The organism is Streptomyces sp. P17, assembly GCF_032436805.1.
In the GTDB taxonomy this organism is placed as follows: Bacteria; Actinomycetota; Actinomycetes; order Streptomycetales; family Streptomycetaceae; genus Streptomyces.
The window spans coordinates 1-12,427 of sequence record NZ_JAVRBF010000072.1; the positions used below are offsets into that span (position 1 = coordinate 1).

The following is a 12,427-nucleotide window of genomic DNA, read 5'->3' on the forward strand; positions in this document are numbered from 1 at the left end:
GCGGCCCATTCACGGCAGACGTCCGTGTCGCCGGTGAGCGCGGCGAACATGGCGAGGGCGGCCTGGAGATGGCAGGCCGCCATGGGCGAGGCCGTACGACCGAGCTGTGGCGGCCCATTCACGGCAGACGTCCGTGTCGCCGGTGAGCGCGGCGAACATGGCGAGGGCGGCCTGGAGATGGCAGGCGCCGTTGTCCTGGCCGGTGGCGTGGGCCTGCCACAGGGCGTCGGCCACGGCGGCCTCGCCGGCGCGGGGGCGGCCGGCCCACCGGACACCACCGCGATCCTCAGCGGCGCCACCAACGTCGAGGTCGGCTGCGTTTCGGGCACCGACATGAACAACGACTACGGCGTCTACGCACAGGTGCGCGACTTCATCGCCTGAGCCGAAAGGCCTCAGGGGCGCACAGCGGGGGTGCGCGGGGGCGGTCCGGGGGACAATCGGGGTATGGCCCGTCCTGCCCCGGAGGTCCCCATGCCGCTTCGGTCCGTCGGCACACGCAAGGTGCCGCGGGATGCCGTGCACCATCCGCTGTTCGCCCGCTACTACGCCCGCCTCAGTGTGAACGCCGAGACGAAGCTGGGCATCGGGGCCCTGCGCGACCGCATGCTCGCCGGTCTGTCCGGACGGGTCATCGAGATCGGCGCCGGCAACGGTCTGAACTTCGCCCACTATCCGGGCACCGTCTCGGAGGTCGTGGCGATCGAGCCGGAGCGGGTGCTGCGGCAGCTGGCCGTGGACGCGGCCATGCGCTCCGAGGTGCCGGTCGATGTGGTGCCCGGCGCGGCGGAGGCCCTGCCGGTCAAGAGCGAGGCGTTCGACGCGGCGGTGGTCTCACTGGTGCTGTGCAGCGTCCGCGATGTGCCGCGCGCGCTGTCGGAGATCCGGCGGGTGCTGCGGCCCGGCGGTGTCGTGCGGTTCCTGGAGCACGGCCGGGGCGGCGGACGCGTGATGACCTTCACGCAGCGGGCCCTGGACCGGACGGTGTGGCCCCTGGTGAGCGGCGGCTGCCATGTCGGCCGGGAGCCGGTCGCGTCCCTGCGCGACGCCGGGTTCGAACTCGGCCCCTACCGGCGGATCCTGATCCCGGAGAAGGGGCCGACGCTGCCGACGTCGTACTGCGTGCTGGGCACGGCGTGGCGGCCCGCGGTCAAGGACTGATCAGGCGGTCCAAGACTGATTGCGCGGCTGACGCGGTCAAGGCTGATTACGGTGGTCAAGGCTGATCACTCGCACCAACCCCGCAGCTCGTCCGCGATGTCCTGCACCGTGGCCTCGCCGCTCTTGACCAGCCGGGCCAGGTCGCGGACCTGCTCCGGTGAGGTGGCGACCTTCAGGCCGCCGGCGACCAGATAGGCGTACGCCACGGCGGAGGCGAACAGGGCGTTGGAGCGCTCCAACGCCGGGACGTGGATGAGCAGTTGGAGCAGCGCGGCGGCGCGGGCGTACGGGGTGTCGTAGACGGGGACGTCGAATATCCCGGCCTCGTGGCGGGCGACGGCGGCGATCAGCGCACCCCAGTCGGTGACCTGTGGGTCACCGGGGGTGTTCTGTTCGGCGAGCATCAGCAGCCAGGCGAGGTCGATCCTGAGATTGCTCAACGGATCAGCGACGGCCTTCGCGCTCGGCGCCGAACTCATCGGCGAACACGGACTCGTACTGCTTCATGAAGTCGGCGGCGGCCTCCACGAAGGTGTGGCCGACCTCGCCGGTGTCCTTGCGGACCAGTTCCTCGATGTAGCGGTTGACGCTCATCCCGCGCGCGAGGGCGCGTTCGCGGGCCGCGCGGGCGGTTCCCTCGTCCACGCGGACGTTCAGCTGAGTCTTCGCCATGTATCGAAGCTAGCGCCGAGACGCTAGCAGAAGCAAGGGGGTCATTCCTGGGGTGGAGACCGGCTCGGACCCCAGAAGGATGTCCGGTGTGCGCCCGGTCACACTACGCTCGGGGGCCTGACAAGGAAGTCGCGATGTCCAGGATCGAGGAGGCAGCCTTGTCCACCCCTGCTCCGGTGCACGACTCGGCCGACGGGATCGCGGCCCGGGCCCGCGGTCTGACCAAGGCGTACGGCTCCGGCGAGACGACGGTGCTGGCCCTGGACGCGGTGGACGTGGACATCGCGCGCGGCCGCTTCACCGCGGTCATGGGCCCCTCGGGATCCGGGAAGTCGACGCTGATGCACTGTCTCGCCGGGCTCGACAACGTCTCGGCCGGTCAGGTGTGGCTCGGCGACACCGAGATCACGGGCCTCAAGGAGCGCGAGCTGACGCGGCTGCGCCGGGACCGCATCGGGTTCATGTTCCAGTCCTTCAACCTCATCCCGACGCTGAACGCCGCCGAGAACATCACGCTGCCCATGGACATCGCCGGCAAGAAGCCCGACGAGAAGTGGCTGGACCAGGTCATCGACACACTCGGCCTGCGGGACCGCCTCAAGCACCGGCCCGCTCAGCTCTCCGGCGGCCAGCAGCAGCGCGTCGCCTGCGCCCGCGCCCTCGCCTCCCGGCCCGAGCTGATCTTCGCCGACGAGCCCACCGGGAACCTGGACTCGCGGGCCGGTCTTGAGGTGCTCGGCTTTCTGCGGGACGCCGTGGACCAGCTCGGCCAGACCGTCGTCATGGTCACCCACGACCCAGGCGCCGCCGCCCACTCCGACCTGGTGCTCTTCCTCGGGGACGGACGGATCGTCGATGAGATGGCCCGTCCCACCGCGGAGGCGGTGCTGGAGCGGATGCGCCTTTTCACTGGGGGAAACCCCCAGACCCCCGGCTTCGATGTGATCCGCGGCGCCGCCGACAGCGTCGTCGAGGAGGACTGACCCGGTGCTCAAGGCGACTCTGCGCAGCTTCCTCGCCCACAAGGGACGGCTGCTGCTCTCCGCCCTCGCGGTGATCCTTTCCGTCGCGTTCGTCGCGGGCAGCCTGATCTTCTCGGACACGGTCAGCCGTACCTTCGACCGTCTGTTCGCCTCGACCGCGGCCGATGTCACGGTCAGCCCGAAGGAGAACCTCGACGAGGCGCTGCCCTCCGGGTTCACGCCCACTTTGCCGGCCGCCCTGGTGGACCGCGCGGCCAAGGTCGAGGGCGCCGAGACCGTCCGTCTGGACGTCGACGTGGAGGGCATCACCGTCGCCGACGAGGACAACGAGTCCGTCGGGCCCACCACCGGCGCCCCCACCATCGGCACCAACTGGAACCCCACCGAGCGCAGTCCGGTCGAGCTGACCTCCGGTCACGCCCCCGAGGGCCCGGACCAGGTGCTGATCGACGCGGACACCGCCGACAACAAGGATGTGGGCATCGGTGACACGCTCAGCGTCATCGCCGCGCCCGGCTCGTTCAAGGTCGAGGTCGTCGGCGTCGTCACCTTCACCACCACCAACCCCGGTGCCGCGCTGATCTTCTTCGACACCCCGACCGCGCAGACCCGGCTGCTGGGCGACGCGGACGCCGCCACCAGCATCTCCGTCGACGCCGCGGAGGGCGTCAGCGACCCCCAGCTCAAGCAGCGGGTGGCCGCCGCGCTCGGCGCGGACACCTACGACTTCCGCACGGCCGACGAGCAGGCCGAGTCGGACGTCGAACAGCTCGGCGGATTCCTCGACATCATCAAGTACGTGATGCTCGGCTTCGCCGGGGTCGCCGTGCTGGTCGGGGTGTTCCTGATCGTCAACACCTTCTCGATGCTGATCGCCCAGCGCACCCGCGAGCTGGGCCTGCTGCGCGCGCTCGGCGCGGACCGTCGCCAGGTGCGGCGCTCGGTCCTCACCGAGGCCTTCCTGCTGGGCCTGGTCGGCGCCTCGCTGGGGCTGGCCACCGGCATCGGGCTTGCCATCGGGCTGATAGAGCTGATGGGCCTGCTGGGCATGAACATCCGCTCCGCGGACATGGTGATCGGCTGGGCGACACCGGTTTCGGCGTACGTCGTCGGCCTCGGCGTCACCTTCGTCGCGGCCTACCTCCCGGCCCGGCGCGCGGCGGCCGTCTCCCCGATGGCGGCGCTGGCGGACGCCGAGATCGCCGGGGTGGGCCGGCCGCTGCGGGTGCGCGCGGTGCTGGGCACGGTCGTCGGAGCGCTCGGCGCGGCGGCGCTCGTGGGATGCGCCACCGCCTCCCAGACCTCCTCGGCCGCCTCCCTGCTCGGCCTCGGCGTGCTTCTGACCCTGATCGCGACCGTCATCGCGGGACCGCTGCTGGTCCGGCCGGTGATCCGGGTCCTGGGCGGGGCGTTCCCCGCCCTGTTCGGCTCGATCGGCCGGATGAGCCAGCGCAACGCCCTGCGCAATCCACGCCGTACGGGGGCCACCGCGGCCGCGCTGATGGTGGGGCTCGCGCTGGTCGGCGGGATGTCCGTGGCGAGCGCGTCCATGACCAAGTCGTTCGACGAGCAGATCGACAAGACGCTGGGCGCCGACTTCGTCGTACAGAACACGAACTTCGTGCCCTTCCCGCGGGAGATCACCGAGAAGGTGCGCGACACCGAGGGCGTCGGTCTTCTCGTGCGCTCCCAGCTCGCGCCGATCGCGGCACGGCTCCCCGACGGCGACCGCGTCGAGACGACCGCCGCGGGCTACGAACCACCGCTCGACGAAGTCGCCAACATCACCTACGCGCAAGGCGATACGGCCGCCGCGCTGGCCGACGGGCGCATGGCCATGGACCGCGACTTCGCGCAGGACCACGGGGTGCGCGTCGGCAGCACGATCCCCATCGAGTTCCAGGGCGGGCGCACGGCCGAGCTGACGGTGGCGGCACTGACCGACCAGGACTCCGCCGACGGGTTCGGCACCCAGGGCGGAATGTACGTCGGCCTGGGCACGCTGGAGCGGTACGCACCGGGCGGCCAGGAGTCCGCGGTGTACGTCAACGCGGCCTCCGGCACAAGCGCCGACGACCTGCGCGCGAACCTGGAGAAGACGCTCGACCCGTATCCGCAGGTGCAGGTCCGGGACCTGGCCGACTACAAGCAGTTGGTGCGCGACCAGATCGCCGTTCTGCTGTACCTGGTGTACGCGCTGCTCGGTCTTGCGATCGTCATCGCGGTGCTCGGCGTGGTCAACACCCTCGCCCTGTCGGTCGTGGAACGGACCCGGGAGATCGGGCTGCTGCGGGCGATCGGCCTGTCCCGGGTCCAACTGCGCCGGATGATCCGGCTGGAGTCGGTGGTGATCGCGGTGTTCGGGGCCGTGCTGGGACTCGCGCTCGGCCTGGTGTGGGGCGTGTGCACCCAGCAGGTGCTGGCCCTGCAGGGCATGAACGCGCTGGCGATCCCCTGGGGCACGATCGTCGCGGTGGTGATCGGCTCGGCGGTGGTGGGCATCGTGGCGGCCCTGCTGCCCGCGCTGCGCGCCTCGCGCATGAACGTGCTGGCGGCCATCGCGCATGAATGACCCCGTCCGGATGCCGGAATTCAAGCCGGCCCTTCTGTCCCGCGTGATGTGATCACCGCATGACCGAACTGCGGATACGGCCAGCCGGGCCCCAGGATCTCGACACCGTGCTGGCCTTCTGGAAGACCGCCGCCGAGGGCACCAGCATCAGCGACGACCGGGACGGAGTGGAGCGCCTGGTCGTGCGCGACCCCGAGGCGCTGATCCTGGCCGAACGCGACGGTTACCTGGTCGGCACGGTGATCGCGGGCTTCGACGGCTGGCGCTGCCACCTCTACCGGCTCGCGGTGCACCCGGCCCGTCGTCGCCAGGGCATCGGCACGGCGCTGCTCGCGGCCGCCGAGGAGCGCTTCGTCGGACTCGGCGGCCGGCGCGGGGACGCCATGGTGCTCCAGCGCAACGAACGGGCGCAGCACGCGTGGCGCGCGGCGGGATACGCCCCCGAGGAGCACTGGCGGCGCTGGGTCAAGCCCCTCACCGACTGACCGCCTTTGCTCGTCCTTTACCCTTGGAGGACCCACTGTGTTCAAGGCCCTCGAATGAAAGGTGTGTGAGCGTCCGCCCATGGGCGAGCCTCCCAGTACGCGACATCGCGCGCTCCTTCCCACGCTGTCCGATCATGGGACGGAGGTGACCCGATGACCGAAGTGCTCCTGCTGCTGGTGGCGTTCCTGCTCTCGCTGACCTGTGGTGCCTTCGTCGCCGCCGAGTTCTCGCTCACCACCGTCGAGCGCGGCGAGCTCGAAGCGGCCGTGGAACGCGGCGAGCGGGGCGCCTCCGGGGCCTTGAAGGCCGCACGGAATCTGACGTTCCAGCTCTCCGGCGCACAGCTCGGCGTCACCGTCACCAACCTGGTGGTCGGCATGCTCGCGGAGCCGTCCATCGCGCGGCTGCTCGCGGGGCCGCTGGAGTCACTGGGTGTCCCGCGCTCCACGGCGAGTTCGATCGCCCTGGTGATCGGCACCGCGCTGTCCACGGTGGTCCTGATGGTCGTCGGCGAGCTGGTGCCGAAGAACTGGGCGATCTCCTCGCCGCTGGCCGTCGCCAAGCGGGTGGGCAATGCGCAGCGCTGGTTCAGCGCCGCCTTCCGCCCCTTCATCACCCACCTGAACAACTCCGCCAACCGGATCGTCCGCCGCTTCGGCGTGGACCCCGCCGAGGAGCTGGCCTCCGCGCGCGGGCCCCAGGAGCTGGCGGCGCTCGCCCGGCACTCCGCCAAGCAGGGCGCCCTGGAGGCGGACACCGCCGAACTCTTCGTGCGGACCCTGAACCTCGCGGACCTGACCGCGGAGAACGTGATGACGCCGCGTGTGCAGGTCATCGCCCTGGAGGCGTCGGCGACCTGTGAGGACGTCGCGAACGCCACGCGCGCGACCGGCCTGTCCCGGTTCCCCGTCTACCGCGGTGGCCTCGACTCGGTCGTGGGCACCGCGCACATCAAGGACGTCCTGGCCGTGCCCGCCGAGCTGCGGCGCCGGGTGCGGGTCGCCGAGCTGATGCGTGAACCGCTGCTCGTGCCGGAGACGCTCACCGTCGACCGGCTGCTGGACCGGCTCTCCGGCAAGCGCACCATGGCCGTCGTGATCGACGAGTACGGCGGTACCGCGGGCGTGGCCACGCTGGAGGACATCGTCGAGGAGGTCGTCGGCGAGGTGCGTGACGAGCACGACCCGCACGAGACGCCCGACCTGGCCCCCGCCGGCAGCGACGACTCCGGCCGGGCCCTGTTCTCGGCCGACGGCTCGGCCCGCGTCGACCAGCTCGCACGGGTGGGTCTACGGGCGCCCGAGGGGCCGTACGAGACGCTCGCCGGACTCGTGGCGACCGAGCTCGGCCGGATCCCCGAGGTCGGTGACCGGGTGCAGGTCGCCGGGTGGCGGCTGGACGTCACGGACGCCTCGGGGCACCGGGCGGCGCGGGTGCTGATGCACGCGCCGCTCGACGACGCCATGGACGGCCTCGACGACAAGGGGGAGACGCTGTGACCGCGATCCAGTTGCTGATCGGCCTGGCGACCCTCGTCGTCAACGCCTTCTTCGTCGGCGCCGAGTTCGCGCTGATCTCGGTGCGCCGCAGCCAGATCGAGCCGTACGCCGAGCAGGGCGACCGGCGTGCCAAGAGTGTGCTGTGGGGTCTGGAGCACGTGTCCGCGCTGATGGCCGCGGCCCAGCTCGGCATCACGCTGTGCACGCTGGTCCTGGGTGTGGTCGCGGAGCCGGCCATCGAGCATCTGCTGGAGCCGGTGTTCCACGCGCTGGGCGTGCCGGCGGGCGCGGGGCGCGCGGTGTCCTTCGTGATCGCGCTGTCCCTGGCGACGTATCTGCACATGCTGCTCGGCGAGATGGTGCCGAAGAACATCGCGCTGGCGGAGCCGGTGCGCAGCGCGCTGCTGCTCGGGCCGCCCCTGGTGACCGTGGCCCGCGGACTGCGCCCGGTGATCTTCACCATCAACGCCTTCGCGAACACCCTGCTGAAGCTGTTGCGCGTGGAGACCAAGGACGAGGTCACCGCGACCTTCTCGGACGCGGAGCTGGCGCGTCTGGTGCGGGACTCGGGCGAGGCCGGCCTGATCGACGACCGCGCCCGGGAGCGGCTGCACGACGCCCTGGAACTGGGCCGCCGACCTGTGCGGGACGTCGTGCTCCCGCTGGAACGCGTCGTCTACGCGCGCGTGGGCGTCACGCCGGAGGAGCTGGAGGGCCTGTCGGCCGAGTCCGGGTTCTCCCGGTTCCCGGTGGTGGACGAGGGCCGCCGGATCGTCGGCTATCTCCATGTGAAGGACGCGCTGGACGCCTCACCGCGGGATCTGCCGTTCCGGGTGCCGGACATGCGGCCCATCGCGCGCGTGCGGGAGAGCACACGGCTGGACGACGTGCTCACCGCGATGCGGGGCAGCCGTACGCATCTCGCGGCGGTGCTCGGGGACGACGGGCGGCTGTCGGGCCTGGTGACCATGGAGGACGTGCTGCGGGAGCTGTTCGGGCAGCGGGCCTGACAGGGGATCCCGGGGCGACCGACCGACGGGTATGCGCCTCGGGATACCATTTTCCCGCCATGCAGACGAACCCCGCACACACCAGCCTGGTCGCCGTCGGCGACTCCTTCACCGAAGGCATGTCGGACCTGCTCCCGGACGGTTCCTACCGGGGCTGGGCCGATCTCCTCGCCGCGCGGATGGCGGCCCGGTCGCCCGGCTTCCGGTACGCCAACCTCGCGGTGCGGGGCAAGCTGATCGGGCAGATCGTCGAGGAGCAGATCGAGGTCGCGGCGGCCATGGAGGCCGACGTGGTGACGCTGGTCGGCGGTCTGAACGACACCCTGCGGCCCAAGTGCGACATGGGCAGGGTGCGCGGGCTGCTGGAGGAGGCCGTGGAGCGCCTCGCGCCCTCCTGCAAGCAGCTGGTGCTGATGCGCAGCCCGGGTCGTCAGGGCCCGGTGCTGGAGCGGTTCCGGCCGCGTATGGAGGAGCTGTTCGTCTGCGTCGAGGACCTGGCCGAGCGGCACGGCGCACTCGTCGTCGACCTCTACGGCGCCCCGTCGCTCGGGGATCCGCGCCTGTGGGACGTGGACCGGCTGCACCTGTCCGCCGAGGGCCACCGCCGGGTCGCGGAGGCCGTGTGGCAGACGCTCGGCTACGAGCCGGAGGACCCGGAGTGGCGCACTCCGCCGCCCGCCCCGCTGCCGCCCGGCTGGGTCAGCCGACGGGTCACGGACGTCCGGTTCGCCCGGCAGCACCTGCTGCCGTGGATAGGCCGACGGCTGACCGGGCGCTCCTCCGGCGACGGCCTGCCGCCGAAGCGGCCCGAGCTGCTGCCGTACGAGGGTCCGGAAACCGTTTCGTAGGTTCCGCCAAACCACCCGGTGGCGCTGGCCTGCACAAACCGCCAGTAGAATCCGTACACGTGACTTCAGCGCCCGCCAAGCCCCGCATCCCGAACGTCCTCGCCGGACGCTACGCCTCCACCGAGCTCGCCACGCTCTGGTCCCCCGAGCAGAAGGTGAAGCTGGAGCGTCAGCTCTGGCTCGCCGTGCTGCGGGCCCAGAAGGACCTCGGGATCGAGGTGCCGGACCAGGCGCTCGCCGACTACGAGCGGGTCCTCGACACCGTCGACCTGGCCGCCATCGCCGAGCGCGAGAAGGTCACCCGGCACGATGTGAAGGCGCGGATCGAGGAGTTCAACGACCTCGCCGGGCACGAGCACGTGCACAAGGGCATGACCTCGCGCGACCTGACGGAGAACGTCGAGCAGCTCCAGATCCGGCTCTCGCTGGAGCTGATGCGCGACCGCACCGTGGCGGTCCTCGCGCGCCTCGGCAAGCTCGCGGGCGAGTACGGCGAGCTGGTCATGGCCGGCCGCTCGCACAACGTCGCCGCGCAGGCCACCACCCTCGGCAAGCGGTTCGCGACCGCCGCCGACGAACTGCTCGTGGCCTACGGCCGCGTCGAGGAGCTCCTCGGCCGCTACCCGCTGCGCGGGATCAAGGGCCCGGTCGGCACCGCGCAGGACATGCTGGACCTGCTCGGCGGGGACGCCGCCAAGCTCGCGGAGCTGGAGCAGCGCATCGCCGGGCACCTCGGCTTCTCGCAGGCCTTCACCTCGGTCGGCCAGGTCTACCCGCGCTCGCTCGACTACGAGGTCGTCACCGCGCTGGTGCAGCTGGCGGCGGCGCCGTCCTCGCTGGCCAAGACGATCCGCCTGATGGCCGGGCACGAGCTGGTCACCGAGGGCTTCAAGCCGGGCCAGGTCGGCTCGTCCGCGATGCCGCACAAGATGAACACCCGTTCCTGCGAGCGTGTCAACGGCCTGATGGTCATCCTGCGCGGGTACGCCTCGATGACCGGCGAGCTGGCGGGCGACCAGTGGAACGAGGGCGACGTGTCCTGCTCGGTGGTGCGCCGGGTCGCGCTGCCGGACGCCTTCTTCGCGCTGGACGGTCTGCTGGAGACGTTCCTGACCGTCCTCGACGAGTTCGGCGCCTTCCCGGCCGTCGTCGCCCGTGAGCTGGACCGCTACCTGCCGTTCCTCGCCACCACCAAGGTGCTGATGGGCGCGGTGCGCGCGGGCGTGGGCCGTGAGGTCGCGCACGAGGCGATCAAGGAGAACGCCGTCGCCTCCGCGCTCGCCATGCGTGAGCAGGGCGCCGAGCGCAACGAGCTGCTCGACAAGCTGGCCGCGGACGAGCGGATCCCGCTGGACCGTGCCGGGCTCGACGCGCTCATGGCCGACAAGCTGTCCTTCACGGGCGCCGCCGCCGACCAGGTGGCCGCCGTCGTGGGCCGTATCGAGGAGATCGTCAAGCAGCGTCCGGAGGCGGCCGGTTACACCCCCGGAGCCATCCTCTGACGCGCTTCACTGCCGCGGAGCTGGAGGCCGCTCGCGACCGTCTCGTACCGGACGTCGTCGCGGACGGCCTCCGCGTGCTGTTCTGCGGCATCAACCCCGGGCTGATGACGGCCGCCACGGGCCACCACTTCGCCCGTCCGGGCAACCGCTTCTGGCCGGTGCTGCACCTGTCCGGTTTCACTCCGAGGCTGCTGAAGCCGTCGGAGCAGGGGGAGTTGCTGTCATACGGGCTCGGCATCACCAATGTGGTGGCGCGGGCGACGGCTCGCGCGGACGAGCTGGGTGCCGAGGAGTACCGGGAGGGCGGGCGGCTGCTGGCAGCGAAGGTCGGCAGGCTGCGGCCGGGCTGGCTGGCGGTGGTGGGGGTGACCGCCTACCGCGCGGCCTTCGACGACCGCAAGGCCCAGGTGGGACCGCAGGAGCGGACGATCGGGGACACCCGGGTGTGGGTGCTGCCCAACCCGAGCGGGCTGAACGCGCATTGGACGGCTCGGACGATGGCGGAGGAGTTCGCGCGGCTGCGGGTCACGGCGGATCCGTCGTCGTGACCACGACGTACACCTGGGGCAGTTCCTCGCTGTCCCCGTCGATGACCGTCATGGTGACCCAGCGTCCGGACGCTTCCCACGTGAGCAGTTCGGTCGCCCAGTCGCTGAGCCACGCCCACGGCTCGGGTATTCGCTCACCACGTGCGCCGCGCTCGACGAGCGTGGTGGGGCCCCACCGCGACGGCTCTCCCCACCGTTCGGTCAACCGCTCGGCCAGGGCCGCCTCGTAGGCGTAGCAGTCCTCCGCGCTCTGCCATGGGCGCAGCCCTAAGACGGCTTGGCGGTAGCCGTCTTCGCCGGGCTCCGCGTCGGGAATCACCCGGGTGCGGAGCCCGTCGATCAGGGCGAGGTCCTTCGCGATGTCCATGTGATCCAGTAAACCGGTCGCCACTGACATTTGGCGGGGCGTCAGTCGACGATCGGTCAGGCATCCCGCCGTCGGACACTCCACGCCCCCGCCACGAGGGCCGCCGCCGTCCACAGCGCGGTCACCGCGAGCCCCGACCACGGACCGAGCGTGCCGTCGTACGTCTCGTACAGGACCACCTGACCCGCCTTGTCGGGCAGGAAGCCGGTGGCGCCGCCGGCCGCGTCGCCGATGACGAAGGAGACGACGAGCACGAACGGGATCAGCAGCGAGAGCGTGGCCACGGCGCTGCGCAGCAGGGCCGTGAGTCCGGCCGCGAACAGCGCCATCAGCGTGAGGTAGAGCACGGATCCCAGGACGCCGCGTATCTGTTCGCCCGTGCTGAGGCCGTTCGCCGCGTCACCGAGTCCGGCGCGTCCCACCGCGAAGGCGGCGAGGGTGGTGGCCAGTCCCACGATCAGGGCGGGTACGGCGATCGCCGTCACCTTGACCGCGAACCACTGTCCGCGCCGCGGAACCGCGGACAGCGACAGCCTGAGGGCGCCCCCGTGGTACTCGGCCGAGACGGCCATCGCGCCGAAGCTGATCGCCACGATCTGGCCGGGCAGGACTCCGGACAGCGCCGTGAAGAGCGGGTCGAGGTCCGGCTCCGCGGTCTCGGCTCCGGCCAGGGCCGAGAACGCCGTCGTCGCGGCGAACAGCGCCAGAAGCGTCCCGGTCAGGGAGCGCAGAGTCCGGATCTTCAGCCACTCGGCGTGGAGGGCGGGTGCGAACGCCAT

General features: G+C 71.4%; 13 protein-coding genes and 1 pseudogene. 10 read left to right on the plus strand and 4 right to left on the minus strand.

Annotated elements, in window-relative coordinates:
* Both RMT89_RS33960 and RMT89_RS33965 read left to right on the plus strand, forming a co-directional pair.
* Positions 1-384: pseudogene (locus RMT89_RS33960) on the plus strand (hypothetical protein); the annotation flags it as partial.
* Between the two features lie 90 nt (positions 385-474).
* Complete coding sequence (locus RMT89_RS33965; protein ID WP_315887592.1) at positions 475-1,161, plus strand: class I SAM-dependent methyltransferase; 687 nt, start codon at positions 475-477, stop codon at positions 1,159-1,161.
* A gap of 65 nt (positions 1,162-1,226) precedes the next feature.
* Here the strand turns inward: RMT89_RS33965 and RMT89_RS33970 are convergent, their stop codons facing one another.
* Both RMT89_RS33970 and RMT89_RS33975 read right to left on the minus strand, forming a co-directional pair.
* A complete protein-coding gene (locus tag RMT89_RS33970; protein WP_315887593.1) occupies positions 1,227-1,601 on the minus strand; it encodes a fic family toxin-antitoxin system, toxin component in 375 nt (124 codons plus the stop codon).
* Positions 1,602-1,605: 4 nt separating this feature from the next.
* A complete protein-coding gene (locus RMT89_RS33975; RefSeq protein ID WP_315887594.1) occupies positions 1,606-1,833 on the minus strand; it encodes an antitoxin in 228 nt (75 codons plus the stop codon).
* A 134-nt stretch (positions 1,834-1,967) separates the two neighbouring features.
* Here RMT89_RS33975 and RMT89_RS33980 point away from each other — a divergent pair, with 134 nt between their 5' ends.
* The 8 genes from RMT89_RS33980 (at position 1,968) to mug (ending at position 11,281) form a co-directional block, all read left to right on the plus strand.
* Positions 1,968-2,816, plus strand: coding sequence for an ABC transporter ATP-binding protein (locus tag RMT89_RS33980; protein ID WP_315887595.1), 849 nt, complete (start codon positions 1,968-1,970; stop codon positions 2,814-2,816).
* 4 nt (positions 2,817-2,820) lie between these two features.
* Complete coding sequence (locus RMT89_RS33985) at positions 2,821-5,388, plus strand: ABC transporter permease (protein WP_315887596.1); 2,568 nt, start codon at positions 2,821-2,823, stop codon at positions 5,386-5,388.
* A 59-nt stretch (positions 5,389-5,447) separates the two neighbouring features.
* Positions 5,448-5,873 carry a GNAT family N-acetyltransferase gene (locus RMT89_RS33990; RefSeq protein WP_315887597.1) on the plus strand — a complete coding sequence of 142 codons (426 nt, stop codon included), beginning with the start codon at positions 5,448-5,450 and terminating at the stop codon, positions 5,871-5,873.
* Positions 5,874-6,026: 153 nt separating this feature from the next.
* Positions 6,027-7,373: a hemolysin family protein gene (locus RMT89_RS33995; protein ID WP_315887598.1), complete on the plus strand. Its 1,347-nt coding sequence runs from the start codon at positions 6,027-6,029 to the stop codon at positions 7,371-7,373.
* Positions 7,370-8,383 (plus strand): hemolysin family protein, encoded by a 1,014-nt coding sequence (locus RMT89_RS34000; protein WP_315887599.1) that lies wholly within the window; start codon positions 7,370-7,372, stop codon positions 8,381-8,383. The genes RMT89_RS33995 and RMT89_RS34000 overlap by 4 nt, the downstream gene beginning before the upstream one ends.
* 59 nt (positions 8,384-8,442) lie before the next feature.
* On the plus strand, positions 8,443-9,231 hold the full coding sequence (locus RMT89_RS34005) for an SGNH/GDSL hydrolase family protein (RefSeq protein ID WP_315887600.1): 789 nt from the start codon (positions 8,443-8,445) through the stop codon (positions 9,229-9,231).
* A gap of 59 nt (positions 9,232-9,290) precedes the next feature.
* On the plus strand, positions 9,291-10,733 hold the full coding sequence (purB, locus tag RMT89_RS34010; RefSeq protein ID WP_315887601.1) for an adenylosuccinate lyase: 1,443 nt from the start codon (positions 9,291-9,293) through the stop codon (positions 10,731-10,733).
* Positions 10,730-11,281 (plus strand): G/U mismatch-specific DNA glycosylase, encoded by a 552-nt coding sequence (gene mug / locus RMT89_RS34015; protein WP_315887625.1) that lies wholly within the window; start codon positions 10,730-10,732, stop codon positions 11,279-11,281. The genes purB and mug overlap by 4 nt, the downstream gene beginning before the upstream one ends.
* On the opposite strand, the gene RMT89_RS34020 is transcribed toward mug, so the two are convergent.
* Entirely contained in the window at positions 11,259-11,648 is a 390-nt protein-coding gene (locus tag RMT89_RS34020; protein ID WP_315887602.1) for a hypothetical protein, read from the minus strand. The genes mug and RMT89_RS34020 overlap by 23 nt on opposite strands.
* Before the next feature lie 56 nt (positions 11,649-11,704).
* Positions 11,705-12,427 carry an ABC transporter permease gene (locus RMT89_RS34025; RefSeq protein ID WP_315887603.1) on the minus strand — a complete coding sequence of 241 codons (723 nt, stop codon included), beginning with the start codon at positions 12,425-12,427 and terminating at the stop codon, positions 11,705-11,707.